Source organism: Caulobacter sp. 05L422, assembly GCF_056397765.1.
The window spans coordinates 25709-51350 of sequence record NZ_JBFTOB010000001.1 but is presented as its reverse complement, the minus strand read 5'-3'; the positions used below and the strand labels follow the sequence as shown (position 1 = coordinate 51350).

At 69.7% G+C, this 25642-nt stretch carries 26 protein-coding genes; 16 read left to right on the top strand and 10 right to left on the bottom strand.

Annotation, left to right across the window (positions count from 1 at the left end; genetic code table 11):
- Positions 1-47 precede the first annotated feature (47 nt).
- The 4 genes from AC1DMQ_RS00250 to AC1DMQ_RS00235 all read left to right on the top strand — a co-directional run bounded on the left by AC1DMQ_RS00250 (position 48) and on the right by AC1DMQ_RS00235 (position 5411).
- The gene (locus AC1DMQ_RS00250) at positions 48-440 is read left to right on the top strand and encodes a response regulator (RefSeq protein ID WP_477031538.1); all 393 of its coding nucleotides are present in this window, start codon (positions 48-50) and stop codon (positions 438-440) included.
- A 494-nt stretch (positions 441-934) separates the two neighbouring features.
- Positions 935-2806: a methyl-accepting chemotaxis protein gene (locus AC1DMQ_RS00245; protein ID WP_477031931.1), complete on the top strand. Its 1872-nt coding sequence runs from the start codon at positions 935-937 to the stop codon at positions 2804-2806.
- A gap of 38 nt (positions 2807-2844) precedes the next feature.
- On the top strand, positions 2845-3849 hold the full coding sequence (locus tag AC1DMQ_RS00240) for an alpha/beta hydrolase (RefSeq protein WP_477031537.1): 1005 nt from the start codon (positions 2845-2847) through the stop codon (positions 3847-3849).
- Between the two features lie 95 nt (positions 3850-3944).
- Positions 3945-5411, top strand: a complete 1467-nt coding sequence (locus AC1DMQ_RS00235; RefSeq protein ID WP_477031536.1) for an OprO/OprP family phosphate-selective porin — start codon at positions 3945-3947, stop codon at positions 5409-5411.
- A 109-nt stretch (positions 5412-5520) separates the two neighbouring features.
- Here the strand turns inward: AC1DMQ_RS00235 and AC1DMQ_RS00230 are convergent, their stop codons facing one another.
- Positions 5521-6027 (bottom strand): CarD family transcriptional regulator, encoded by a 507-nt coding sequence (locus AC1DMQ_RS00230; protein WP_019848404.1) that lies wholly within the window; start codon positions 6025-6027, stop codon positions 5521-5523.
- Between the two features lie 304 nt (positions 6028-6331).
- Positions 6332-6673, bottom strand: coding sequence for a ferredoxin FdxA (gene fdxA, locus AC1DMQ_RS00225; RefSeq protein ID WP_012288128.1), 342 nt, complete (start codon positions 6671-6673; stop codon positions 6332-6334).
- Between the two features lie 244 nt (positions 6674-6917).
- Here fdxA and AC1DMQ_RS00220 point away from each other — a divergent pair, with 244 nt between their 5' ends.
- Positions 6918-8996 (top strand): putative bifunctional diguanylate cyclase/phosphodiesterase, encoded by a 2079-nt coding sequence (locus AC1DMQ_RS00220; RefSeq protein WP_477031535.1) that lies wholly within the window; start codon positions 6918-6920, stop codon positions 8994-8996.
- Here AC1DMQ_RS00220 and AC1DMQ_RS00215 read toward each other — a convergent pair.
- From AC1DMQ_RS00215 to AC1DMQ_RS00205, 3 genes are all read right to left on the bottom strand, one after another.
- Entirely contained in the window at positions 8993-9787 is a 795-nt protein-coding gene (locus tag AC1DMQ_RS00215) for a hypothetical protein (RefSeq protein ID WP_477031534.1), read from the bottom strand. The genes AC1DMQ_RS00220 and AC1DMQ_RS00215 overlap by 4 nt on opposite strands.
- Positions 9788-9894: 107 nt before the next feature.
- Positions 9895-10194, bottom strand: a complete 300-nt coding sequence (locus AC1DMQ_RS00210; RefSeq protein WP_477031533.1) for an RNA-binding S4 domain-containing protein — start codon at positions 10192-10194, stop codon at positions 9895-9897.
- Entirely contained in the window at positions 10191-12734 is a 2544-nt protein-coding gene (locus AC1DMQ_RS00205) for a helicase-related protein (protein ID WP_477031532.1), read from the bottom strand. Before AC1DMQ_RS00205 ends, AC1DMQ_RS00210 begins: the two co-directional genes overlap by 4 nt.
- A 43-nt stretch (positions 12735-12777) precedes the next feature.
- Between AC1DMQ_RS00205 and AC1DMQ_RS00200 the strand changes: the two genes are divergently transcribed.
- The 4 genes from AC1DMQ_RS00200 to AC1DMQ_RS00185 all read left to right on the top strand — a co-directional run bounded on the left by AC1DMQ_RS00200 (position 12778) and on the right by AC1DMQ_RS00185 (position 16265).
- On the top strand, positions 12778-13395 hold the full coding sequence (locus AC1DMQ_RS00200; RefSeq protein WP_477031531.1) for a hypothetical protein: 618 nt from the start codon (positions 12778-12780) through the stop codon (positions 13393-13395).
- Positions 13396-13472: 77 nt separating this feature from the next.
- The gene (locus tag AC1DMQ_RS00195) at positions 13473-14615 is read left to right on the top strand and encodes a DUF1440 domain-containing protein (protein ID WP_477031530.1); all 1143 of its coding nucleotides are present in this window, start codon (positions 13473-13475) and stop codon (positions 14613-14615) included.
- Positions 14616-14743: 128 nt separating this feature from the next.
- Positions 14744-15172, top strand: coding sequence for a nuclear transport factor 2 family protein (locus tag AC1DMQ_RS00190; protein WP_477031529.1), 429 nt, complete (start codon positions 14744-14746; stop codon positions 15170-15172).
- A gap of 67 nt (positions 15173-15239) precedes the next feature.
- Complete coding sequence (locus AC1DMQ_RS00185; protein ID WP_477031528.1) at positions 15240-16265, top strand: alpha/beta fold hydrolase; 1026 nt, start codon at positions 15240-15242, stop codon at positions 16263-16265.
- A 1-nt stretch (position 16266) separates the two neighbouring features.
- Here AC1DMQ_RS00185 and AC1DMQ_RS00180 read toward each other — a convergent pair whose 3' ends face one another.
- Positions 16267-17919 (bottom strand): amidohydrolase, encoded by a 1653-nt coding sequence (locus AC1DMQ_RS00180; RefSeq protein ID WP_477031527.1) that lies wholly within the window; start codon positions 17917-17919, stop codon positions 16267-16269.
- 77 nt (positions 17920-17996) lie between these two features.
- Here AC1DMQ_RS00180 and AC1DMQ_RS00175 point away from each other — a divergent pair, with 77 nt between their 5' ends.
- Positions 17997-18584 (top strand): methylated-DNA--[protein]-cysteine S-methyltransferase, encoded by a 588-nt coding sequence (locus AC1DMQ_RS00175; RefSeq protein WP_477031526.1) that lies wholly within the window; start codon positions 17997-17999, stop codon positions 18582-18584.
- Here AC1DMQ_RS00175 and AC1DMQ_RS00170 read toward each other — a convergent pair.
- Positions 18581-19501 carry a LysR family transcriptional regulator gene (locus AC1DMQ_RS00170; RefSeq protein WP_477031525.1) on the bottom strand — a complete coding sequence of 307 codons (921 nt, stop codon included), beginning with the start codon at positions 19499-19501 and terminating at the stop codon, positions 18581-18583. The two genes, AC1DMQ_RS00175 and AC1DMQ_RS00170, sit on opposite strands and share 4 nt — an antisense overlap.
- A 71-nt stretch (positions 19502-19572) precedes the next feature.
- Here AC1DMQ_RS00170 and AC1DMQ_RS00165 point away from each other — a divergent pair, with 71 nt between their 5' ends.
- A complete protein-coding gene (locus AC1DMQ_RS00165; protein ID WP_477031524.1) occupies positions 19573-19980 on the top strand; it encodes a nuclear transport factor 2 family protein in 408 nt (135 codons plus the stop codon).
- A gap of 465 nt (positions 19981-20445) precedes the next feature.
- On the opposite strand, the gene AC1DMQ_RS00160 is transcribed toward AC1DMQ_RS00165, so the two are convergent.
- Positions 20446-20904, bottom strand: a complete 459-nt coding sequence (locus AC1DMQ_RS00160) for a DUF3617 domain-containing protein (protein WP_477031523.1) — start codon at positions 20902-20904, stop codon at positions 20446-20448.
- A 235-nt stretch (positions 20905-21139) separates the two neighbouring features.
- Between AC1DMQ_RS00160 and rpmB the strand changes: the two genes are divergently transcribed.
- The 4 genes from rpmB (at position 21140) to AC1DMQ_RS00140 (ending at position 23491) form a co-directional block, all read left to right on the top strand.
- A complete protein-coding gene (gene rpmB / locus AC1DMQ_RS00155; protein ID WP_477031522.1) occupies positions 21140-21442 on the top strand; it encodes a 50S ribosomal protein L28 in 303 nt (100 codons plus the stop codon).
- Positions 21443-21634: 192 nt separating this feature from the next.
- On the top strand, positions 21635-21988 hold the full coding sequence (locus tag AC1DMQ_RS00150) for a hypothetical protein (RefSeq protein WP_477031521.1): 354 nt from the start codon (positions 21635-21637) through the stop codon (positions 21986-21988).
- Between the two features lie 54 nt (positions 21989-22042).
- Positions 22043-22786, top strand: a complete 744-nt coding sequence (locus tag AC1DMQ_RS00145; protein WP_477031520.1) for a hypothetical protein — start codon at positions 22043-22045, stop codon at positions 22784-22786.
- A gap of 180 nt (positions 22787-22966) precedes the next feature.
- Positions 22967-23491, top strand: a complete 525-nt coding sequence (locus AC1DMQ_RS00140) for a hypothetical protein (protein WP_477031519.1) — start codon at positions 22967-22969, stop codon at positions 23489-23491.
- A 121-nt stretch (positions 23492-23612) separates the two neighbouring features.
- On the opposite strand, the gene AC1DMQ_RS00135 is transcribed toward AC1DMQ_RS00140, so the two are convergent.
- Both AC1DMQ_RS00135 and AC1DMQ_RS00130 read right to left on the bottom strand, forming a co-directional pair.
- Positions 23613-23903 carry a hypothetical protein gene (locus AC1DMQ_RS00135; protein WP_477031518.1) on the bottom strand — a complete coding sequence of 97 codons (291 nt, stop codon included), beginning with the start codon at positions 23901-23903 and terminating at the stop codon, positions 23613-23615.
- Between the two features lie 244 nt (positions 23904-24147).
- Positions 24148-24447 carry a hypothetical protein gene (locus AC1DMQ_RS00130; protein WP_477031517.1) on the bottom strand — a complete coding sequence of 100 codons (300 nt, stop codon included), beginning with the start codon at positions 24445-24447 and terminating at the stop codon, positions 24148-24150.
- Positions 24448-24770: 323 nt separating this feature from the next.
- Between AC1DMQ_RS00130 and AC1DMQ_RS00125 the strand changes: the two genes are divergently transcribed.
- On the top strand, positions 24771-25640 hold the full coding sequence (locus tag AC1DMQ_RS00125; RefSeq protein WP_477031516.1) for an aldo/keto reductase family oxidoreductase: 870 nt from the start codon (positions 24771-24773) through the stop codon (positions 25638-25640).
- Positions 25641-25642 lie beyond the last annotated feature (2 nt).

The window sequence follows — 25642 nt, the reverse complement described above, 5'->3', positions numbered from 1 at the left end:
ACCTAGGTTAGACGCCTAACGCCAGGAAAGCCGGGGATCCTTCCGCGATGCGGGTGCTGTTCGTCGAGGACAATCAGATGAACCGCCGCGTCATCGCCGAGATGCTGCGGGCCGGCGGCGTCGAGATGGACGAGGCCGAGGACGGCCCGTCCGGCCTGGCGATGATCGACGCCAACGCCTACGACCTGATCCTGATGGACCTGCGCATGCCCGGCATGGACGGCCTGACCGCCATCCGCGAAATCCGCACCCGCACCGACGCCAAGGCCAGACTGCCGGTGATCGTGGTCACCGCCGACAGCGGCCTGACCCTGGAGGCCGACTGCCAGGCCGCCGGCGCCGACGACGTCATCCGCAAGCCCGTCGACCTGTCGACCCTGTTCACCACCATCGGCGACCTGATTGCCCGACGGGGCCAAGGCGGACTGGTCCTGAGCTAGGCGCGGGCCTCGACCCTCTCCTTCGCCGAACGAGGCGATGCGGTTTTCCGCACAAATGCTGCCAGAAGCATGCGGAAAGACGCTCCGCGAACTACGGCCCGACCGGCCGAGTTGTCTGAAAACCCCATACTTTTCAATGCGAAACATCAAACTCGCCGGCGGCTTGCGCCGACTTGGCCCGCCGTGCTGCCTTAAGGGCGTCGAGACAGCCAAGCTTCAGGCGCCTTCAATCAGCCTCAGCCATCGACCTGGAGAAGCAATCTTCCCAGGAAGATGCCGCGTCGTTTAAAAGCATACTCATGCTCACTTCGATGCACATCTCGAAATATGACACTACTGTGTAATGTATATCGTCGTTATATGCTCTCTTATATTCGCATACTGCGCAGTATAAATGCCGACATAAACCTTTAAGTAACAAAATACATTCAAATCGTCGGCGGCAAGATCGGATTTGTTCGATCGCATTGCTTCGAGGGCCGGCCGTGATCCGCATGAAAATCACCGGGAAGATCGTTCTGACGTTCGTGGCGCTGATCAGCGCCTTCTTCGTCGCCAGCGGGGTGGTCTTCGCCTGCCTGAATGTCATCCGCGACAACGCGGTGGCGGTGGAGCGCAGCTTCAAGCTGGCCAAGTTCGCCGCCCACACCGAGACCCTGATCAACGAGCAGCAGGCGGCGGTGCGCGGCTTCATCATCACCGGCGACGAGGCCTTCGCCCGCACCTATCGGGAAAAGGGCGAGGCGTTCGATCGCGACATCGAGGCCTTCATCAAGGGCAGCACCCGCGCCGACCAGATCGCCCGCGCCGAGCGCCTGTCGGCCATGGCCAAGGAATGGCGCCGCACGCGCGGCGACGTCGAGATCGCCCTGGCCCGCGACCCGGCCACCCACGCCCAGGCCGCGGCCATGATCACCACCGGCAAGCTCCAGCCGATCCGCGACCTGCAGGCTGAGATCAACGCCGCCGCCGACCAGCGCTCGGCCGTCCGCCTGGCCGAACGCGACAGGGCCCTGCGCGACGCCCGGCTGGCCCTGGAGATCGGCGGCGCCATGGCGATCCTGATCGCCGTCGCCATGGCCTGGCTGCTGTCGCGCACCATCGCTCAGCCGATCGTCGGCATGACCGGCGTGATGGGCCGCCTGGCCGCCGGCGACAACAGCGTCGCCGTGCCGGGCATGGGCCGTCACGACGAGGTCGGCCAGATGGCCCAGGCCGTGCTGGCCTTCAAGGAAGCGGCGCTCGAGAAGCTGCGGATCGAGGGCGAGGCCGTCGAGGCGCGCCGCCTGGCCGAAACCGAGCGCCAGCGCAACGAAGCCGCCCGCGCCGAGGCCGCCCGCGAGCAGGCCTTCGTGGTCGAGCAGATCGCCGACGGCCTCTCGCGCCTGTCGCGCGGCGACCTGACCCACCGCCTGGATAAGCCGTTCGCCGTCGACTATCGCAAGCTGCAGGACGACTTCAACGCCGCCGTCGCCACGCTGCAGCGGACCATGGCGGTGATCTCGGGCAACACCCAGGGCATCAAGTCGGGCAGCGGCGAGATCAGCCAGGCGTCCGACGACCTGTCGCGCCGCACCGAGCAGCAGGCCGCCAGCCTGGAAGAGACCGCCGCGGCGCTGGAGGAGATCACCGCCACGGTCAAGCGCACCGCCGAGGGCGCCAACCACGCCCGCCAGATCGTCGCCGCCGCCAAGGTCGACGCCGAACAGGGCGGGACGATCGCCGGCGAGGCGGTCAAGGCGATGAGCGCCATCGACGCCTCGGCCCGCGAGATCGCCCAGATCATCGGAGTGATCGACGAGATCGCCTTCCAGACCAACCTGCTGGCCCTGAACGCCGGCGTCGAAGCCGCCCGCGCCGGTGACGCCGGCCGCGGCTTCGCGGTCGTCGCCCAGGAAGTCCGGGCTCTCGCCCAGCGCTCGGCCGAGGCCGCCAAGGAGATCAAGCTGCTGATCGCCGGCTCGGCCACCCAGGTCGGCGCCGGGGTGGACCTGGTCGGCCAGACGGGCGCGGCCCTGGAGCGCATCGTCCGCCAGGTGCTGGAGATCAACACCGTGGTCGGCGAGATCGCCGCCTCGGCCCAGGAACAGGCCAGCGGCCTGGCCCAGGTCAATGTCGCCGTCAGCCAGATGGACCAGGTCACTCAGCAAAACGCGGCGATGGTCGAGGAGAGCACGGCGGCCAGCCACGCCCTGGCCCGCGAGGCCGAGGACCTGACCCGGCTGGTCGACCAGTTCGAGGTCGGCGAGGCGCGGGCCGCCCCGCCCGCCGCCGCGCCTCCCGTCCCCAAGGCCCGGCCCCGCGTCGCCGTGGTCGGCGGCACGGCCGCCCGCAAGGTCCAGCCGGACGGCTGGACCGAATTCTAGAGCTCCGCCTTTCCACCTCCCCTTCGAGAGTCAGCACCATGCAACTTGATCGCAGAGCCCTGCTGGGCGGCGCCGCCCTGGCCTTCTCCGCGGCCAGCGCGGCGCAAGCCCAGACCACGCCCGCCCCGGCCTCGACCGCGCCCGCCGCGCCGGAGGTCATCGACCTGTGGGCCGGCGCCCCGCCGGCGGCCGGCAAGGGCAAGGGCGGCGACGAGGTCGTCCTGCAGGACGGCTCGCACGACGGCTCGGTGACCAATGTCATGCGCCCCCGGATGCGGGTGTTCCGCGCGCCCAAGCCGAACGGCACCGCCGTGATCGTGGTGGCGGGCGGCGGCTATCGCCGGATCAACATCCGCAACACCAGCGAGGCGATGGCGCGCTGGCTGAACATCATGGGGGTCACCGCCTTCGTGCTCTACTACCGCATGCCGGTCGACGGCTGGGCGCCCGAGGCGCCGCTGCAGGACATGCAGCGCGCCGTGCGCCTGGTCCGGGCCCGCGCGGCCGAGTTCGCGGTCGATCCGGCCAAGATCGGCGCCGTGGGCGCCTCGGCCGGCGGCCACCTGGTCGGCATGGAGGCCAGCCGCGCCGACGAGGCCTTCTACGCGCCCGTCGACGAGGCCGACAAGGTCTCGGCCCGCCCCGACTTCTGCGGCCTGATCTATCCGGTGATCACGCTGAAGCCGCCGTTCGACAACACCCAGACCCGCCGCATGATGGCGGGCGAGAACCCGACCGCGGCGCAGAGCGCGGCGATGTCGGTCGAGACCCACGTCGACGGCAAGACCCCGCCGACCTTCCTGGCCCAATGCACCGACGACGCCATCTCGGCGATCGACAACAGCCTGATCATGTACCAGGCGCTGCGGGCCGCGAAGGCGCCGGTCGAACTGCACGTCTTCGAGCAGGGCGGCCACAGCTTCAACATGGGCGTGCCCGGCGGACCGACCTCGGCCTGGCCGGGCCTGTTCGCCGCCTGGGCCAAGTCGCACGGCTTCTTCGGCGGCAAGGCCGTCGCGGCCCGGGCGCCGCAGGGCGACTGACCACCGCTCCACCCGTCAACCCACCACCCATCCATCCAAGTCAACGCGCCGCAAGCGGGCCCAAGGGGGCGCTGCTCGGCGCGGAGGGGAAACTCATGCGTAAACTCACCTTCAAGCACGGCCTGGCCGTGACGATCAGCGCCCTGGCGCTGTCGGTCGCCACCGGCGGCGTGGCCCTGGCCGCGCCGAAGAAGGCCGCCGCCGGCTCGAACGCCAACGCGGCCCTGATCCAGCTGGTCAAGGACCAGCAGGCCAAGATCGACGCCCTGGAGCAGCGCCTGTCGGCCGTCGAGGCCAAGGCCGCCGCCCCGGCCGTTCCGGCCGAGACCCAGGAAGCCGTCCAGGCCGTCGAGACCCACACCGCCGAGATCCAGGCCGTCCAGGCCCAGATCCTGCAGCTGCAGGACGGCCAGCAGGGCGCGGTGAAGGTGAAGTGGACCGACGGCGGTCCGGAATTCACCAGCGGCGACGGCTTCTTCACCTTCCACCCGCGCGGCCGGGTGCAGATCGACGCCTCGACCACCCGCGGCTCGAACTTCGACGCCCGCAACATCTCGGGCACCGAGGCCGCCTCGCTGCGCCTGGGCGCCGAGGGCTCGATGGGCAAGCTGGGCTACAAGGTCGAGGCCGACTTCGCCGACGAGGTGGTGTCGATCAAGGAAGCCTACCTGTCCTACGACTCCACGCTGTTCGGCCACAAGACCGAGTACTACCTGGGCAACAAGCTGAACGACCGCACGATCGACGGCTCGACCTCGGGCGTCTCGCTGCCGTTCATGGAGCGCAGCGTGGTGGCCAACGTCGTCGCCCCGCAGAAGGGCTTCTTCGGCCTGGGCGTGATGACCAAGGTCTATGGCGACAGCTGGCACGCCAGCGTCTCGCTGACCGGCGGCCCGATCAGCCAGGCCGGAACCGACCGCAGCCCGCTGACCCTGGCCGGCCGCGCCCACTGGAACCCGGTCAAGACCAAGGACGGCTTCGTCCACCTGGGCGTCTGGGGCTTCAGCGAAGACCTGGCGCCGACCACCGCCACGATCAACAAGACCAGCTACATCGGCCCGGGCTTCAACGACAACCTGAAGGTCTCGGCCAGCTCGCTGGCCAATCCCGAGCATGACAACGGCTACGGCTACGAGCTGGGCGGCGCCAAGGGCTCGTTCTGGGCCTTCGCCGAGTACGGCGTGCGCGACATCAGCCTGCAGGTCGGTCCGAACGTGAAGCAGAAGGCCGCCTCGGTCTATGCCGGCTACCTGCTGACCGGCGAGCGCCCCGGCTTCTCGACCCGCTCGGGCATCTGGAGCGGCGTGCACGTGACGCGTCCGTTCACGGCCGGCGGCCCCGGCGCGTTCGAAGTCACCAGCCGCTACGACAAGATCGACTTCACCGACGTCGCCAACGGCGGCGAGGGCGACGCGGTCACCGTAGGCCTGAACTGGTACCTGAACGACTGGGCCCGCCTGATGACCAACTACGTCCACTGGACGACCGAGAACAAGGTCGGCAGCTTCAAGGGCAAGGACACCGGCGACAGCCTCAGCATCCGCGGCGAGCTGGCGTTCTAGGACCCGACCCGGCGCCCGACGGCCGGCCCCGCGCCGGTCGTCGGGACCCCGAACGAAAAACGCCCCCGGACCGAAGTCCGGGGGCGCTTTTCAGTCCGACCTGGAAAGCTTAGGCGGCGTTCTTGACCAGCGACTTGGTCAGGATGCCGATGGCGGCTTCGCGGTCGATGCGCTCGATGGCGGCGACTTCGCGGGCCATGCGGTCCAGGGCCGATTCATAGAGCTGACGCTCCGAATAGGACTGTTCCGGCTGGTTCTCGGCGCGGTGCAGGTCGCGGACCACTTCGGCGATCGAGATCAGGTCGCCCGAGTTGATCTTGGCTTCGTATTCCTGGGCGCGACGCGACCACATGGTGCGCTTCACGCGAGCGCGGCCCTTCAGGGTGGTCAGGGCCTGGCTCACGACATTGCCTTCGGCCAGCGGGCGCAGACCGGCCGTCTTGGCCTTCTTGGTCGGCACGCGCAGGGTCATCTTTTCGTGGTCGAAGGTGATGATGTAGACCTCGAGCGACATCCCGGCCACTTCCTGGGTCTCGACGCCCTGGATGCTGCCCACGCCATGCGCGGGATAAACGACGTGATCGCCGACCGAGAATTCCAGACCGCTCTTGCTCATTCGTTCGTCCTCAATAAGTTCGGGCCAAGCCCAAAACACCGCGTCTCGAAGGCATCCAAAGGGCGTCCCAAAACGGCGATAGGGACCCGTCCGCGAAATGCTTGCGGGGCCAGTGCCGGTCAGGGATTGGGATAGTGCTTAAGTCACCCTTCGCCTTCGATCGGGCGCGCCGGTTTCCCGGCAGATATCGTCCACATGACGGGCAGGCGCGAGTGTTCGCGACCGTTACGTCGAAATCGACAATATCATAAAATTCAGCTTGATGAAAGGCTTGCGACCTGTTTAGCCGCCCGATCCGACCGGATCAGGAGCCTTTGCCGGGCTTTTCGCTGAAATATTTCTCGAATTTTCCGGTTTCCCGTTCGAACGCCTCGCGGTCCGCGGGGGGCACGCCCTTGACCGTGATGTTCGGCCAGATCTTGGCGTATTCGGAGTTGATCCGCAGCCACTTGCCGTCCGGCTCGTCCTCGGTGTCGGGCTTGATGGCGTCGATCGGGCACTCGGGTTCGCAGACGCCGCAGTCGATGCATTCGTCCGGATTGATGGCCAGGAAGTTCTCGCCCTCATAGAAGCAGTCGACCGGGCACACCTCGACGCAGTCCATGAACTTACATTTGATGCAGGCGTCGGTAACGATGTAGGTCATCGAAGGCTCGGTGCGTTCCGGGACTAGCGCGAGAGAGGCCGCGTTTTCGAAGCCATGGGCCCGCTTGTCAATGCGGCTTGGCTGCGCGGGGGCCCAGGATTTCTCACACCGCCCCGGATAGGGACGTCCGGCGCCGCGTTAAATAGGCGCGGTTCTTCATATACCGCCGTTACGTTACCCTTTCTTATCGAAGCTCGGTCACAACCAAGCCGAGGAAAACAAACAAGAAGTCGACAACCCGACCATGACGAGTACGGCCGTGCGCACCCATGTCTCGACCACTCCCCCAGAGATCAAGGCCCCGGGCGCCCAGATGGACGCCTTCGAGACCTTCGTGCGCCATGCGCCGTTCGCCGCCGCCCTGGTCGACAACGCCTTCCGCCTGACTGCCGTCAGTCCCGACTGGGCCAACCACGGCCTGAGCCCCGATCTGGAGATCGGCGACGACTTCCGCCGCGCCCTGCTCAGCCCCGAGGACGTCGATAGCCTGGAGCGCTGCGTGGCGTTCGGCGAGCCGTTCTCGCGCTACCGCTCCATCTCGCTCGGGGGCGCGGAACCCCGCATCTGGCGCACCGAGTTCGCCGCGACCCTCACGGAGAGCGGCCGCACCCTGGCGGTGATCGTCACCGCCCGCGACGTCAGCGGCTACGCCGAGACCGCCCTCAAGGCCGAACGCGACCAGCAGCGCCTGAAGATGGCGCTAGAGCTCGACGACCTGATGGTCCGCGAATACGACCTGCGGACCGGCGAGATCTACTGCTCGGGCACCTCGCCGGAGCTGGAGAAGTGGTGCCTGTTCAAGAACGATCCGCTGGAGATCGTCCATCCCGACGACCGCGAGCGCATGGCCGAGCTGGTCCGCGCCCGCAAGGACGGCGAGGCCCAGGTCTTCGAGTTCCGCCTCAACCGCGATGACGGTGTCGAGACCTGGGTGCGCTCGGTCGGGAAGAAGTTCCTCGGGGCCGACGGCAAGCCCGAGCGCCTGGTCAATCTGTTCAAGGACATCACCGACCGCCGCCGCCAGACCGAGGCCGTCGAGAACCTGGCCTTCAAGGACAGCCTGACCGGCCTGCCGAACAGAGCGTATTTCAATCGCAAGTTCCAGGAGGCCGTCGACGCCTCGGAGATCATGGGCGAGCTGTTCGGCCTGATCATGATCGACGTCGACCACTTCAAGGACATCAACGACACCCTGGGCCACGACGCCGGCGACGCCCTGCTGAAACGTCTGGCCGAGATGCTGCACGCGGCCTTCCGCTCGGGCGACACGGTGGCGCGGCTAGGCGGCGACGAGTTCGCGGTGATCCTGCGCGGCCTGCATTCCGAGGCCGACATGATGCGGCCGGTCAACGCCCTGCAGGACCTGCTGCGCCGGCCCATCGAGCACGGCGGCCGCAGCTTCTCGGTCAGCGCCAGCATCGGGGCGGCCCTGCACGGCGACCTCGACGCCGACCCCAGCCACATGATCAAGAACGCCGACATCGCGCTCTACCGGGCCAAGGACGAGGGCCGCAACCGCAGCGTCGTCTTCACGCCCTCGATGCGCTCGTCGCTGGAGCAACGGGTCGAGCTGCTGCGCGACGTGCGCGCGGCGATCACCGCCAAGGAGTTCGTGCTCTACTACCAGCCGGTGGTCGACATCGCCTCGCACAGCGTCGCCGGCTTCGAGGCGCTGATGCGCTGGGACCATCCCGAGCAGGGCATCCTGACGCCCGACCGCTTCATGGCCGCCTTCGAGGACCAGGACCTGTCGCTGAAGCTGGGCGACCTGGCGTTCGAGGCCGCGCTGGCCCAGATGCGCGACTGGCTGGACCAGGGCGTCGAGTTCGGCCGGGTCGCCGTCAACATCTCGGCCGCCCAGTTCCGCAGCGGGCGCCTGGCCGAAGAGGTCCAGGACCGGCTCAAGCGCTGGAACGTGCCGTGCGACCGCCTGACGATCGAGGTCACCGAGAACGTCTATATGGGCTGGGGCTCGGAGATGGTCAGCGACAGCGTCCGCCAGCTGCACGAGGCCGGGGTTATGATCGCCCTCGACGATTTCGGCACGGGCTACGCGTCCCTGGCCAACCTGCGCCAGTTCCCAATCGACCGGCTGAAGATCGACAAGTCGTTCGTCCAGAACGCCGAGGACGCCGCCATCGTCAAGGCGGTGATCACCCTGGGCTCGTCCATGGGCATGAAGGTGGTCGCCGAGGGCGTCGAGGACCAGGAACAGCTGGACGCCCTGGCCGACTACGGTTGCGACCAGATCCAGGGGTACCACTTCTCACGGCCTATGCCGGCGCGGATGGTGCCGGGGTATCTGAAGGGGTTTGGGGTCTAGCGGCCCATCTTCAGCGGAGTGATCTTGCCGCCCTCGACCAGCCACATCTTCTTGTCGCGGGTCCCGACAGCGATCGGCGTCCTGTAGAGCAGGCTCAGGAAGACATGGGTCTCCACCGGCTCCGGCGAGACGATGTGGGTGACGAACATCATCTCCGTGCTGTCATCCTTTTCCGGTGGCCGCCTGTCCATCAACAGGCAGCTGGCCGACAGGGCTTCGGTTCGCTCCAGGGTGCGGCCGTCCTGGCTGACCGTGAAGCGGTAGTGTCCGCCCACCGGCACGGCGTCGGCCGCCGGGCTGGGAGCCAGCAGCCAGACCAGCCAGCCGTCGCCGTCGGGGTCCTTGACGACGGCGGTGTTGTAGCCCTCGCGGCACCTCGGCGGCGCGGCCGCGATGGCCGTCTGCCGCGCGGCGAAGGCGGCGCGCTCCTCGTCGCTCAGCGTCCGGTCGGCGGGTTCGACCACCGGCCCCGCCCCTTTGCCGTCGACGATGATGTCGTAGCCCGCCTCCAGGCCGCCGCCGTCGGTCTTGCGCAGGAACCGCACGCGCTCGGCCCCGCCGTCGCCGACCACGATCCAGCCCCGCACGCCGGAATCGGCCAGGTTGGGGAACTTGGCCCGCAGGGCGTCGGTGGCCAGCCAGGCGGCGCGGTCCTGGCGATAGATCGCCGCGCCCAGCCTCTCGACGGTCGGGATGTCGAACGCCCGGATCGGCGGAAACTTGTCGGCGGCGAAGGCGGGAGCCGCAAGACCCAGAACCAGGCTGGCGGCCAGGACGAAACGACGGATCATGCAAAGCTCCCCACTCAGATCGCCAAGCTAGAGCGTTCGCGAAGAAGGTCCATCCGGAACGCTCGCTGGGGTGGCGTCCGAGCGCCTCCCCCACGGGGGGAGGACCGTCACCCCTCCACCGCCTCGTAGAGTTCCCGCGCTTCCGTCGCCGGGCCGCGCCGCTCGCCGAAGCCCAGCACTCGCACCGAGACGATGCGGCCGCCGATCGCGAACACCAGGCCGTCGCCGATGCGCAGGCCGCGCGAGGGCTTGTCGACGCGGCTCTCCGCCCCCGCCCGGGTCAGGCGGATGCGGCCTTCCTCGACGAAGCGGCCGGCCAGGGAGCGGGTCTTGAAGAACCGCGCGCGCCACAGCCAGACGTCGGCGCGGCAGTGCCCAGGATCGGAAAAGCCGTCCTCCTCGCTCATGCGCTGGCCTTCACGGCGGCGGGCTTCCTCCGGCGCGGCTTCTTCCGCCTAGGCGGCGGCTCGGTCAGCTTGGCGAGCGCCGCGAACGGCGAGTCCGGACGGGCCGCGACCCTGGGCTCGGGCCGCTGGGCGCCGCGCCGCTTCCACAGGATCGGGTCGCCTTCCTTGGGGCGGATGGCGGGGGTGTAGTCCAGGGCGCGCAGCACGGCGGCGGCCTCGGCCGGGGTCCAGCCCAGGCTGTCGCGGGCGGCGTCGGTCAGCACCACCCCGCCGGACTTCTGGCCCTCGCGCAGCAGGGCGTCCAGCTTCTCCAGCATCTCGACCGGCGCCACGTACTTGCCGACCAGCCGCAGGCCGTTGGCCGCCAGGGCGCGGGCGTCGGGCGTCGGGCTGGGCGCGGCGGCCAGGCGCTCGCTCTGGCCGCGCCAGCCGCCCGGCGTCAGGGCCCGGGCGGCGGCCAGGGCCTCCTCACGCAGCACCGAAGGCAGGAACAGGCTGAACGCGCCGATCCGCACGCCCAGGGCCTTCAGATTGCGCCGCTCGGCCTGGCTCATGGCCTTCAGGTCGGTGTCGACCGCGCGCTTGTCCAGCACCCCGCCGGCCTCCAGCAGCCGGTGGGCCAGGCCGCGCGGCAGGCCCTTCAGCTCGCCGCCGCTCAAGGCGCGCTCCAGCTTGCGCAGGCCGTGCAGCTTGCGGTCGACCTCGCCGGCCAGGAAGGCGTCCAGCCGCCGCTCCGCACGCTCTCGCGCCGCCGCGTCGCCCAGGTCGCCCAGCAGCCGGGCGCGCGGCGCCAGCAGGTTGCCGCCCGAACGCACGGCCCCGGCCGCCTCGCCGTTCCACAGCACCGCGCCGTCGGGCGTCAGGGCGAAGGCGTCGTCGGGCTCGGCCGCCAGCTTGCCCAGCCGTCTGGCGATCTCGGGGGTGACCGCCCGCTGGGCGGTGTTGCGCAGCGCCTTCTCCTCCAGCGCGCTGCCGCCCTTTTCCTGGACGAAGGTGACTCCGGTCAGCCGGCCGACGATGTGGCCCTCGACCGTCACCGCCCCGTCGGCGCCGACGCCCGCCAGCATGGTCTCGCGGTCGCCCAGCTGGCGCATCAGCACGCTGGTGCGCCGGTCGATGAACCGGGCCATCAGCTTCTCGTGCAGCGTGTCGGACAGCCGGTCCTCCAGCTGCCGCGTCGTTCCCTGCCAGTGGACCGGGTTGTGCAGCCAGTCGCCGCGGTTGGCGATGTAGCTCAGCGTGCGCACGCCCGACAGCCGCGCGGCCAGGCTGTCGATCTCGCCGTCGGTGCGGTCCAGGGCCTTGAACTGACCGGCGATCCAGTCTTCCGGCAGGCGCTTGCGGCCCGTGGTCAGGTCGTCGAACAGGGTGCGGACCATGCGCTGGTGGTCGTCGTCCGTGGTCTTGCGGAAGTCGGGCGTCTGGCACACGTCCCACAGCCGGATCAGGGCCGAGCGGTCGGCCTTGCAGCGGGCGGCCACGTCCTCCTGCTGAGCGAGCTTGCGCAGGGTGCGCTCGTCCAGCGCCTCTTCCGACAGCGACAGCCCCCCGCGCTTGGGCGGCTCGGCCAGCGAGCGCAGCAGGCCGGGCAGGGAGCCGAAGTCGAGGCGGGCGTTGCGCCACTCCGCGCCCATCACCGGCTCGAACTGGTGGTTCACCACGGACTCGACCAGGTCCTCGTCCATCTCCTCGCAGTCGCCGGTCACCCCGAAGGTGCCGTCGCGGGTGTAGCGCCCGGCGCGGCCGGCGATCTGGCCCACCTCCTGCGGGTGCAGCCAGCGGGTGCGCTTGCCGTCGAACTTGCGCAGGCCGGCGAAGGCCACGTGGTCGACGTCCATGTTCAGGCCCATGCCGATGGCGTCGGTGGCCACCAGGAAGTCGACCTCGCCGGACTGGTAGAGGGCGACCTGGGCGTTGCGGGTGCGGGGGGAGAGGCTGCCCATGACCACGGCCGCCCCGCCGCGCTGGCGGCGGATCAGCTCGGCGATGGCGTAGACGGCGTCGGTGGAGAAGGCGACCACCGCCGAGCGGCGCGGCAGGCGGGTCAGCTTCTTGGAGCCCGAATAGGTGAGGTTGGAGAACCGCTCGCGGGTGACGATCTCGGCGTCCGGCAGCAGGCGGCGCACCAGCGGGGCCATGGTCCCGGCCCCCAGCAGCATCGTCTCGAACCGCCCCCGGGCGTGCAGCAGCCGGTGGGTGAAGATGTGGCCGCGCTCGGGATCGGCGCACAGCTGGATCTCGTCGATGGCCACGAATTCGACCTCGCGGGTCAGCGGCATGGCCTCGACGGTGCAGACGAAATAGGCCGCGCGCGGCGGGACGATCTTCTCCTCGCCGGTGATCAGGGCCACCGAGGCCTTGCCGCGCAGCTTGACGATGCGGTCGTAGATCTCGCGGGCCAGCAGGCGCAGCGGCAGGCCGATCATCCCCGAGGCGTGGCCCAACATCCGCTCGACGGCCAGGTGGGTCTTGCCGGTGTTGGTGGGGCCGAGCACCGCCGTCAGCTTGGAAGGGGCCAGGCCTGTCGAACGGTCACTCATGCTCCAAAGGTGGGATGGGAATCGCGGCGGGGCAAGCGGGGGCGTGCAGCGGCTGGACGTCGCGGCGGCGATCGGCCATCGATGGGGCATGTCCGCCATCGTCGCCGCCGCCTCGTCCACCGAACTGGCCGCCCTGTGGCGGCTGGACCTGCTGACGGCGCGGGACGTGGTCCAGGTCTGCCTGGCCTGGCTGGAGGAGGGCCTCGACGAGCAGGCGCCGGACGTCGCCGTCCTGGCCGGCGAGGTCGATCCCCGGATCGAGGACCTGCGCCCGCGCTTCGAACGTGTCCTTACCGCCCTGACCGGCGCGCCGCTGTCGCGCGACGAGGCCTTGCCGATCGCGCTGCGCCTGCACCTGGCCGTCGCCATGGTCCAGCCCGACGAGCGGCTGGTCGAGGCCATGGACCTGGTGATGGCCCGCTTCGTGAACGTCAGCGAGCGCCGCCTGGTGGTCCACCCCCAACGCCTGACCGACAGCCCCGACGGCGCCTATGCCGAGCAGGAACTGGGCCTGGAATATGTCTACGGCGCCTATCACCAGCTCGACGATCTGCTGAAGGGCGACCTCTGGGTCGACGATCCGGTCGCCATGGAAGTCGAATGCCTCGGCGGCCTGCGCGAGGAAGTCGCCGTGCTGCACGCCCATCTGGCGACGCTCTAGGGCGCGTGCTCCTCTGCCGCGCGGGAGGAACCCAGGGGGCGGCCGGCGGTTCAGGCAAGGCAGCCAAGGATCATGCCGTGCCCCACCCCGCCTCGACCGCCGACGACGCTCCCGCCCCTTTCGTCGGCCTGGCCTCCGGCCTCGCCGCCGGGCTGGTGGCGTCCTGGGCCATGACCAAATTCCAGACCTGGGTCGGCGAGGCGATCAAGCCCGGCCTGGGCGGAACCGGCACGCCCTCGACCGAGACGGCGGCGAACCGCGCGTCGAAACTGCTGACCGGCAAGGCCATCCCGAAGGAGCGCCGCCCGGCGGCGGGCGAGGCCGTGCACTACATCGTCGGCTCGCTGGTCGGCGGGCTCTACGGCCTGGCGGCCGAGCGCCAGCCCAAGGTCACGGCCGGCCACGGCGCGGTGTTCGGGGTGACGGCGGCCAGCGTGCTGGACGAGGCGATCGTGCCGCTGACGGGCCTGGGCCCCGGACCGACCAAGGCGCCGCCGACCTCGCATCCCTATTCCTACGCCTCGCACCTGGTGTTCGGCGTGGTCACCGAGGGCGCGCGCAAGCTGTTCCGGCGGTTCTTCCTGCTGGTCCGCGACGGCGTCGCCACCCTGCCGTTCCGCAAGAGCCCGGCCCGCCACGTGGCGCTGGATCGCGAGCCCGACGACTGGCGCACGATCGGCCTGGCCTTCCTGCTAGGCGCCACGGCCGGCCCCCGGACCAGCGCGCCGATCACCGCCGTGACCTGGGCCGCGCGGCTGGGCTGGATCGACCTGAAGGGCACGAAGCTGGCCTTCCTGGCCTCGCCCTGGGCGGTGGCGGTGACCACGCCGATGGCGATGAGCGAGCTGGTGATCGACAAGCTGCCCGCCACGCCCTCGCGCACCCAGCCGGGCGCCATCGCCGCCCGGGCCGCCAGCGGCGCCCTGGCCGGGGCTGCCCTGGGCGCGGGGCGTCCGGTGGCCGGCCTGGCCGCCGTCGCCGGAGCGGTCGGGGCTGCCGCCGGGACGCTGCTTGGCCACGCCCTGCGCCTGAAGCTGGCCAAGGCGGCCGGCAAGGACTGGCCCGTGGCGGTCACCGAGGACGCCCTGGCCGGCGGCGGAGCCCTGCTCGTCGCCCTGGCCTCGCTGAGCCCGGCCCGGACGCGCGGCGACCAGGCGTGGGCGCGCCGGGCGGGCGAGGCCCCGCGTCCGGTCCCGGCCGGCGCGCACGCGCCGCTCTAGGGCTTCTCGCCCGCCCGCCGCGCCGGGCGAACAAGGCGGCCGGCGAACCGTCCCGCATCCGGAGCGACGGCAACGTCGCGGTCGTCGAGAGCGTTCAGATAGGGTCTTCGGATGGAGGCTTGAGCGCCGTGCAGAATTCCCGATGGAAGGCCGCCAGTCCCGAGGTTCACGAGGCCTTGCGCGACACGAAGATCGCCGCGGTGATGCACGCCGTCGAGAAGGTGGACGCGGCCCTGGTCGCCGACGAGTACGCGGTGTTCGCCGCCGCCCTGGCGCCGGAGCTGGTGGTCAACAATCCGGTCAACATCTGCGCTCCGCGCGCCGTGGTCCGCCAGCTGAACGCCGACGGCAAGATCAGCTACAGCCAGTACGAACGGCTGATCGAGCACGCGTCCCTGCGCGGCGACATGGTGCTGCTGATGGGCGAGGAGACCGTCGTGCCCAAGGGCAAGAACCCGCTGGCCGGCCAGACCGTGCGCCGCCGCTTCACCGAGCTGTGGCGGCCCGAGGGCGAGGCCTGGCTGCTGACGGCGCGGCAGGCGACGATCGTGCGCTAGGGGGCCGTGCTCGCGCCATGATCATACCCCATTCGCCGGCTTAGCTTCTCCCGAAACGGGGGCGAGCATGAGACATCCTATCGGGGCTGCGGTGTTGGCGGCCTGCGCGCTGGCCGGCGCGGCGAAGGCCCAGGCTCCCGAGGTCATCCCGTCGGCGACCTACACCGCGCCCGCCCGGCTGATCGACGTCGGGGGCGGCCGCAGGCTGAACCTGTTCTGCGAGGGCAAGGGACCGGTCGTGCTGATGGAGACCGGCTTCAGCGACACCACCATGACCTGGCGCAAGGTGCAGCGGGAGATCGCGACCTTCGCCACCGCCTGTTCCTACGACCGCGCCGGCCTGGGTTTCAGCGACGCGGCCGACCATCCGTCGGACCTCGTGGGCAACGCCGCCGATCTGGAGCGGCTGATCAAGGCCGCCGGACTCGGCAAGCCCGTGCTGGTCGGCCATTCGCTGGGCGGGCCCTATGTCGGCTACTACGCCCGCACGCGCCCCGGACAGGTCGCCGGCCTGGTGCTGGTCGATCCCTCGACCTTCAACCGACGCGACCTCTTCCTGAAGCTGCTGGGCCCCGAGACCATGGCCAAGCGCGACGCCGCGCGGCTGGAGCAGGTGGCGCGCTATCGCCATTGCCTGGACCTGGCCAAGGCCGGGCAGCTGGTTCCCGGCCGGGCTTCGGACGCGGCGTGCCTGGACGACCCGCCTCTGGAGGACCCGGTCCTGCACGCCGAGACCGACCGCCAGTTGGCCCGGGCCCAGACCCAGGCGGCGACCTCGTCGGAAGACCTCAGCTTCGGCGGCGAGACGCCGACCGCGCCCCGGCCCGACGAGGTGCAGTGGAACGCCGCCCCGCCGCTGGCCGCCGACCTGCCGGTGATCCTGCTCAAGCGCCCGATCGCCAAGCCGCCGGCGATGGACCAGGCGGTGTTCGACGGCCTGATCGGCGACGCCGCCGCCCAGCAGGCCGCGCAGGCGCCCGCGCCCGGCGGACGGGTCGTCACCGTGCCCAACACCGGCCACCAGATCCAACTGGACCAGCCCCAGGCGGTGATCGACGCGGTGCGGGAGATGGTGGAGCGGACGCGGCGGTAGCCTACTTCTCGAACACCACCTTGCCGTCGACCACGGTCAGCACCGTGTCGACCTTCAGGATCTCGGGCGGGGCGATCGTCATCAGGTCCTTGGAGAACACCGTGACGTCGGCCTTCTTGCCGGCCTCCAGCGTGCCGCGGTCCTTCTCGGCGAAGGCGGCGTAGGCGGGAGCCCAGGTCAGCATGCGCAGGGCCTGGTCGCGGCTGACGGCCTCGTCCAGATGCCAGTCGGCGTTGGCGAAGCCGGTCAGGCTGTGGCGGTAGACGGCGGCGTAGAACTCGATGCGCGGATCGCCGACCTCCACCGGGGCGTCCGAGCCGGCGGCGATCACCGCGCCGCTGTCCAGGAAGTCCTTCCAGCGATAGCCCTCGTGCAGCCGGTCCTTGCCCAGGCGCGCGGGGGCGAAATAGAGGTCGCCGATGGCGTGGCTGGGCTGCATCGAGGCGATGACGCCCAGCTTGGCGAAGCGCGGCACGTCGGTGTCGGCGACGATCTGCGAGTGCTCGATCCGCCAGCGGGCCGTGGTGTCGCCGCCGAGGCTCTGCTCGAACCAGTCCAGGGTCATGCGGTTGCCGCGGTCGCCGATGGCGTGCATGGCGACCTGGGCGCCCACGGCCTTGGCCTGCTTCATCAGGGCCAGGCCCTTGTCGCGCGGGGTCAGTTGCAGCCCCAGGCCCTCGGCGTCGCTGTAGGGCTCGAGCAGCGCCGCGCCGCGCGAGCCCAGGGCGCCGTCCATGTAGAGCTTGATCCCGCGCACCCGGATCAGGCCGGTCGGATCGGCGAACGGCCCCTTGGCCAGCACGTCCGCCGCGCCGCTGGGGTCCATGTAGTTGTCGACGCGCAGGCTGAACTTCCGGTCGGCGGCCAGGCCGGTCAGGATCGCCAGGTCCGGCGCCTCGACGCTCATGTTACCCAGGCCGGTCCAGCCGCGCGAGGCGTAGAGGGCGCCGGCCTTTTCCAGGGCCTGGCGCTTGAGCGCCTGCGACGGCGGCGGGATCACGGCGGCGATCAGGTTCTGGGCGTGGTCGATCAGCATGCCGTCGGGCGCGCCGTCCGCCCCTTTCAGGATCTGACCGCCGGCCGGGGCGGCGGTGTCCCTGGTCACCCCAGCCTTGGCCAGGGCGGCGGTGGAGGCGACCGAGGCGTGGCCGTCGGCCCGCTCCAGCACGATCACCCGGCCGGGCGCGGCGCGGTCCAGGTCGGCGCGGTTGGGGAAGCGCTTCTCGGGCCAGTGGGTCTCGATCCAGCCCCGGCCGAAGATCGGACCGTCGGGATGGGCGGCGGCGTAGGCCTTCACGGCGACGACCAGGGCCTCGACCGAGTCGACCTGGTCCAGGTTCAGGGTCAGTTCGCGCAGGCCGATGCCCGTCAGGTGGGCGTGGGCGTCGACGAAGCCGGGGAAGGCCGCCGCGCCCCTCAGGTCGATGTCGCGGGCGTCCTTGGCGGCCTTGGCCCTGGCGGCGGCCAGGTCGCCGACGAAAGCGATGCGGTCGTCGCGGATCAGCACGGCCTGGGCGGTCGGCGCGGCCGCGACGCCGGTGTGGATCGGACCACCGTGGATCAGGATGTCGCCGGCGAACGCCTTTTGCGCAAAGAAGATTGGCGCCGAGCCGGCGCAGGCCAGCAGGGCGGCGAGGGTGAGGATGCGGCGCACGACGATCTCCCGACAGCAAGAAACGGAAATCGTAGGGCGCCGCTCGATCCGCGCAACAGCGATGCTATGTTTGGGTCATGGAACAAGGCTTCACGCTCTTCGAAACGCCGATCGGACTGTGCGGCCTGGCCTGGGGCGAGCAGGGGCTGGTCGGGGCCCAACTGCCCGAGGCCGCGCCCGGCGCCGCCTGGGCCCGCCTGCGCCGCCGCTATCCGGACGCGGTCGAGACCTCCCCGCCCCCGCCGCCCGTGCAGCGCGTCATCGAGCGGATCAACGACCTGCTGGCCGGCGGGCGCGACGACCTGACCGACGTCGAGCTGGATTTCAGCGTCGTCTCGCCGTTCAACCGCCGGGTCTACGAGATCGCCCGCGCCATCCCGCCCGGCCAGACCCTGACCTACGGCCAGGTCGCCAAGGCCATTTCCAAGACCGGGGACGATCCCGGCGCGGCCCGCGCCGTCGGCAAGGCCCTGGGCGAGAACCCCTGGCCGATCATCATCCCCTGCCACCGCGTGCTGGGCGCCGACGGCAAGAGCGGCGGCTTCTCGGCCCCCGGCGGGGTCGAGACCAAGGCGCGGATGCTGACCATCGAACGAGCCAAGACCAACGACGCGCCGACGCTGTTCGACATGGAATTCTCGGTGGCCCCGCAGCGGGGCCGTTAAAGCCCCCGGCCCACCCGCAGCACCAGCTCGCGGATCCACACGGATCCCGGATCCATCTGGGCCACCACGGGGTGGAACAGGTACTGCTGGTCCTCGCCCGGATCGATCGGCGGCTCGACCCGCGCCAAGTCCAGGGGACCGGCCAGGGCGGCCAGCAGCCGGCCGGGCACGAAGGCCACCAGGTCGGAGCGGGCGGTCATCCGCAGGGCCTGCAGGTAGCTGGGCACGGCCAGGGCGATGCGGCGCTCTATGCCGTTCTGGCGCAGGAAGGGCTCGATGGCGTCGTCGCGCTCGCCCGCCCCGACCACGGCCACGTGGCGGGCGGCGTTGAAGCCCTCCAGGGTCGACAGCCGCCCGATGTCGGGATGGCCGCGCCGCACGGCCAGGACGTCGCGGTCGGTGTAGAGGCTCTGGCGGTGGAAGCCGGGATAGGCCTCGCCGGTCCAGGCCACCACCAGGTCGACCGTGCGGGCGAAGTCGGGGGTCAGCACCGCCGGGCCATGCCAGGGCACGACGTCCAGCCGCACGCCCGGCGCCGCGGCGGCGACCTGGGCCAGCACGGCGGGCATCAAGAGGTCGACGCACAGGTCGGGCATCATCAGCCGGAAACCGCGCGCGCTGGTGGCCGGGTCGAAGCCCTGGGCCTGGAACAGCCCCCGCACCTGGTCCAGCGTCTGGGCCAGGGGCGCGCGCAGGGCCTGGGCGCGGGGCGTCAGCTCCATGCGCGGGCCCACCCGCACCAGCAGCGGATCGCCGGTGGCCTCGCGCAGGCGGCGCAGGGCGTGGCTGACCGCCGGCTGCGACAGGTTCAGCCGCTGGGCCGCGCGGCTGACGCCGCCCTCGGCCAGCAGGGCGTCGAGGGCGACCAGGAGATTCAGGTCAAGGCCGGTCAGGTTCATGCGACGAATATAGATCATCATAAGCATCGATTGGATGAATGATGCTTATCGCCGGATCATGGGGCTCCACTCGAACCCGGAGAGCCGCCATGAGCGCGACCGACAATAAACACCTGATGCAACGGATCTTCGACGGTCTGGCGCGCGGCGACGCCCGCCTGTTCCTCGACAGCCTGGACGAGACCACCGTCTGGCGGATGATCGGGACCAACGCCTGGAGCGGTGTCTACACCGGCAAGACCGCCATCCGCCGCGACCTGCTGACCCCGCTGTTCGCCCAGTTCGCCGACCAGTACGTCAACGTCGCGGACGCGATCATCGCCGAGGGCGACACGGTGGTGGTCGAATGCCGGGGCAAGGTCACCACCAAGGCCGGCAAGCGCTACGACAACACCTATTGCTGGGTGTGCCGCATGGCCGGCGACAAGATCGCCTCGCTGACGGAATACATGGACACCCAGCTGGTCGCGGCGGCCCTGGAGGCGCCGGTCCGGTGAGGTTCCGGATGAGGTTGGAAGGTCGGGAAGCTTGAGCGGTTAACGCTGGCTAACCTCCGCCCGAACACGAGCGAAACGAATCATGACCGAATCAGCGACTTCGCCCGATTCAGTGTTTGTTCCCTACTAGCGATAGTAGCTTAATTCGGATTAACCACAAACAGCATGGTGACGCTGTTTCCCGAGATCGTCAGCTCAGTCGTTCGACATCAGGCAGCATCCAGGTCCTGTCGAACAGCGGCGGGGTCGGGCCGTGGAAGCGGACCGGCGCCTCGAACCGGCGGCCGGCCGTCCATGTCGCGGGCGTCGCTCAGCCAGCTGTTCCCGGGACCAGGTCGCGGCTGGGTTCGTCATGGCGGGGCTCCTGTCGCCTGGCGATAGGTCTCCACGGCCTCGGCCATCGACTGGCGCGAGACCTCCAGCGCGAGCTTGGCAATCGGCGTTATGAGAAGCGGCAGGCGCGCCCTAGCTGGCCGGGCAGGTGGCGCTGACCCGCTTGGCGTTCAGGGTGGCGGCCATGGGCAGGCCGTTGACCGTCTTGCCGTTGACCGCGATCGTGAAGCTCTCGGGCGTGTACGAGCCCTTGGCGTTGATCGGGGCCACACGGCCCTTCTTGTCGGTCCAGGTGCCCTTCAGCGCGATCTTGCCGTCGGCCACCACGCGGGTGTCGTAGTCGCAGGTGTAGCGCTTGAGGCAGATGCCGCGATTGAAGTTCTCGACATCCTTCTGGGTCAGGCAGTGCAGGTCGCTGTCGATGGGAATCGGTCCGAAGCGCGTGTTGTATTCCCACTGGCCGGTCAGGATCGTGGTCACGGGAGCCTTGGCGTCGGCGTCCTGAGGTCCAGCCAGGGCGACGGCGGCGCTGGCGGCCAGCAGGCCGCAGGCGGTGACGACCGAAGCCGCGACAGGAGCAAGCAGGCGCATGGGATTCCTTCTCATCAGGCCGTCTCTATATAGGGGACGATATAGAGACCGCAGATGAACCGCGTCTGATGGCCATGTTTGGGCGGCCGCCATTTCGCCCGGCGAGCGCCGCGCGGCTTGACTCGGCAAGCCCCCTTCGCCTATATCGCCCGCTCTCGCGCGGCGGTCCGTCCATCGCGTGGCCGAAATTTCATGTCGCGGAGCCCTTGGCTTCGCCCAAGCCAAGGTATCCACCATGTCGCGCCGTTGCGAACTCACCGGGATCGGTCCGATGGTCGGCCACAATGTGAGCCACTCGAACATCAAGACCAAGCGCCGCTTCCTGCCGGCCCTGTCGCCCGCCACCTTGCAGTCGGACTCGCTGGGTCAGACCTTCAAGCTGCGCATCAGCAACGCCGCCCTGCGCACCCTGGACTTCCGCGGTGGCCTGGACGTGTTCCTGCTGAACGCCAAGGACGAGCAGCTGTCGCCGCGCGCCCTGAAGATCAAGACGCAGGTCAAGGCCAAGGCCAAGGCCGCCGCGGTCGCCGCCGCCTAAGACTTTCTCGGTTTCGACCGACGTAAGGCCCGCGAGGTTCGCCTCGCGGGCCTTTTCGCGTTTAAGCCACGGCTCGACGGCCGTTTGTCGCCCATCCGACGCAAGCGTCGAAGGCGCTAAGACCTCGTGCTGACGGTTGGAACCAACCCCTTCACCGGGTGCTTCCTATCCCACTTTTGGGAGCACAACACGATGATCAGAACCCTAGCAGCCGTCGCTCTCGCAGCGGCGACGATGACCGCTTGCGGCCCGAAGACCGAGGCCGACGCCGGCAAGGACCGCACCGAAGGTCCGGCCGTCTCCACCTCGGAAGCGCCGCGCAACGAAGCGGTCGACACCACCCCGACCACCGGCGAGAGCGGCCCCACCCCCGGCGCCAGCTCCTACACCGAAGCCCAGGCCAAGAGCGCCATCGAGTCGGCCGGCTACACCGGCGTCGGCGCCCTGACCCAGAACACCAACGGCCTGTGGCAGGGACCGGCGACCAAGGACGCCAAGTCGGTCACCGTCTCGGTCGACTACAAGGGCGCCGTCACCGCGCTCTAGGTCGCGCCGCCCCCCATCGACACACCCATCAAAAGATATTCGAGGAACACGACCATGAGCCGCACCATCACCCGTCTGTACGACACCCACACCCAAGCCCTCGGCGCCGTCGAGGACCTGGAACGCGGCGGAATCGATCGCGACCGCATCAGCCTGGTCTCCAACAACAGCGACAACTGGCATGATGGCAAACGCGACGCCGGCCCGCTGGGCGACGCCAATCGCGATGGCGAAAACGAAGCGGCCGAGGGCGCTGGCGAAGGCGCGGCCACGGGCGGCCTGATCGGCGGCGGCGCCGGTCTGCTGGCCGGCCTGGGCATGCTGGCGATCCCCGGCCTCGGCCCTGTCGTGGCGGCCGGCTGGCTGGCCTCCACCGCCGTCGGCGCGGCGATCGGCGCCGTGGCGGGCGCGGCCACCGGCGGCCTGCTGGGCGCGCTGAAGGAAGCCGGCCACACCGACGAGGAGGCCAATGTCTATTCCGAGGGCGTCCGTCGCGGCGGCGCCCTGGTCAGCGTCAAGGCCGATGACGACGACGCGGCCCGGATCGAGCAGATCCTCAACGGCCGACGCGGGATCGACGCCCGGACGCGGGGCGAGGCCTATCGCGCGGACGGCTGGTCGCGGTTCGACCAGGAGGCCGCCCCCTATACCGCCGAGCAGGTGCGCCGCGAACGCGGCCTCTACGCCGCCGAGGACCGCTCGTTCTCGGACGCCGGCCTCGATCCGGTGATCGACGACGAAGAGCGTCGCCGCGCCCAGTCGGCTCCGGGCCTGGGCGATACGCCGCGCCAGTACTAAACGACGCTGAACGGCGCGCGCCTCCGGACCGTTTCCGGAGGCGCGCCTGCCTCTCCGATCCCCAGCCCCCGGCAAAACCCTGCCGCCTGACCGGGTAAACCCCGATTGCGGCGCCCAGGTCCCTTGAAGATGCTTTCGGCGGCGACGCTCCGTTCCCTGGGGCTCTCCCAGGAGCATTTCATGACCCTCAAGACCCTCGCCGTCGCGCTGCTGCTGGGCGCAAGCGTCACCCTGGCCCAGGCTCCGGCCCACGCCCAGACCGACCCGGCCGCCGCCGCGGCGGACAAGCCGCTGACCGTCGCCGACCTCGCGAACCTGCGCGCCGAGCTGCAGTCGTCAAAGAAGCAGCTGACCGCCTCGTTGCTGGTGTTGACCGACGCGGAGGCTACCCGGTTCTGGCCGATCTACGACCGGTACGCCGCGGAAACGGCCGCGATCAGGGACGGCCAGGCGACCCTGGTGGCCGAATACGTCAACACCTTCGGCAAGTACGACGACAAGACGGCGGCGGACTTCATCGCCCGCTGGGTCGACATCGACGCCAAGACCGCCGCCCTGCGCGCCAGGTACGTGCCGATCGTCGGCAAGGCGCTGCCGGGGGTGAAGGCGGCGAGCTTTTTCCAGATCGACCGCCGCATCAGCATGGCCGTCGAGCTGAAGGTGGCTTCGGCCATGCCGCTGGTGCAGTCGCAGGCCGAGAAATAGCCTCCCGGGTGCGGACGCACACGAAAAAGCCCTCCCCGTCGCCGGGGAGGGCTTTTCCTGCTCACGTCAACGGCGGAGAGGGCCGGTACGCCGCCCCCTCGAACTGTAAGCGGTACTGGCCTTAGCGCGAGAAGACGGCCGGGTTGGCGCTGTTGTAGGCGACCAGGTCCGGGTTGTTCAGCTTGCTGACCGCGTCGTTGACCGAGGCGCGCACGCACGAGGGGTAGAGATACGTGGCCAGGGTTTCGCCACGGACGTTCTGCCAGCAGACGGTCGAGGCGGCCTTGACGATCTCGGCGCGCAGCTCGGCCGGGGCCTTGCCGGCGGTCTTGATGCGGATTTCGGCGGCGCCGGCGGGAGCGGCGGCGAACAGGGCGGCGGCCGAGGCGGCCAGAACGATGGTGCGGATCATGGGACGGATTCCAGGACAGCGTTGATTTTCAACCCGTCCGAAATGCGTTTCCCCGTGGGCGGCTGGTCCAGGATCTCGCCCGCTCCGCCACCTTGCTCAAGCTATAACTTGCCGTGCGTCACTTATCAACGGTTATGTTGCAGTGCGGTCGCAAAACCGATTGACACGAATTGTCGTGGGAAAAGCGGGTGTGGACCCGGCCCCGCGCCGTCGAAGCCGCGCGGGACCGGGCCCTGAACGCGACTTAGAAGCTGGCCTTGATCAGGCCGTTGGCGCGGAACGCCTGACGGTCATAGGCCTTCAGGGTCGGGCTGCCGACCTTGAGGACGGCGTCGCGGGTCACTTCGCGGACGCAGTAGGCATAGAGGTCGCTGTCGTGACCGCGCACGTCTTCGCGGCAGATCGAGGTGGCGGCCGAGACGATGTCGGCGTGGATGGCGGCGTCGGTGCGGCCGCGGACCTTGACGTGTTGCTCGCCGGCGAAGGCCGACGAAGCGGTGGTCAGGGCGAGGGCCGAAGCGGCCAGGACAAACAGAGTCTTCATGATGTTTACTTCCGAAAGGGGGTTGGGGTTCAACCACCTCCCGACGCGTTCCTCTGATGACCGTTGGGATCTCGCCCTGCTCAGTCATCGAAGGTAGCGGTAACATGACAACGTTGTCGTTTGAAGTAAAATATTGAGTTTCAAAAGAAACTACCTCCGGGCGCCCATAAAACGGGCGCGGCGGGCGGCGATCGCCAGGGTGCTGAGTCCTTCGTGCGCGGCGACCGCATTGTTCGAAAATCCGCACAGCCCGTGCCGATTACGCCCAGTTATCGGAAGGTCCGCCGATCCCTAACTTGGGTCATCTTCAGAGGAGACGAAACATGCAGGCGATCGAACAGGCGGGAACCTTCACCCTCGGCGACCGGACGGTGAAGCGGCTGGGCTACGGCGCCATGCAGCTGGCCGGCCCCGGCGTCTTCGGCCCGCCGCGCGACCGGGACGCGGCCCTGGCCGTCCTGCGCGAGGCGGTGGCGTCCGGCGTCGATCACATCGACACCAGCGACTTCTACGGCCCGCACATCACCAACCAGATCATCCGCGAGGCGCTGGCGCCCTACCCCGACGACCTGACGATCGTCACCAAGATCGGCGCGACGCGCGGCGACGACGCATCGTGGAAACCCGCCTTCGGGGCCGACCAGCTGGAACGCGCCGTTCACGACAACCTGGCCAATCTGGGCCTGGAGACGCTGGACGTCGTCAACCTGCGGATCATGTTCGACGTGCATGGACCCGCCGAGGGCCCCATCGCCAAGTGGCTCGAAGTGCTGGCGGGCCTTCAGCGGCAGGGCCTGGTGCGCCACATCGGCCTCAGCAACGCGACCATGACCCAGGTGCGGGAAGGGCGCGGGATTGCCGAGATCGTCTGCGTGCAGAACGAGTACAACCTGGCCCGCCGCGACGACGACGCGTTGATCGACGCCCTGGCCGAAGACGGGATCGCCTATGTGCCGTTCTTCCCGTTGGGCGGGTTCAGCCCGCTGCAGTCGGACGCCCTGTCACGCGTGGCGCAAGGCCTGAACGCCACGCCGATGCAGGTGGCGCTGGCTTGGCTTCTGCGCCGCTCGCCCAACATCCTGCTGATCCCCGGCACCTCCTCGGTCGCCCACCTGCGCGAGAACCTCGCGGCGGCGGAACTGGTCCTGCCGGATGAGGCGATGGCGGCGCTGGACGGGATCGGGAGGGCGTAGGC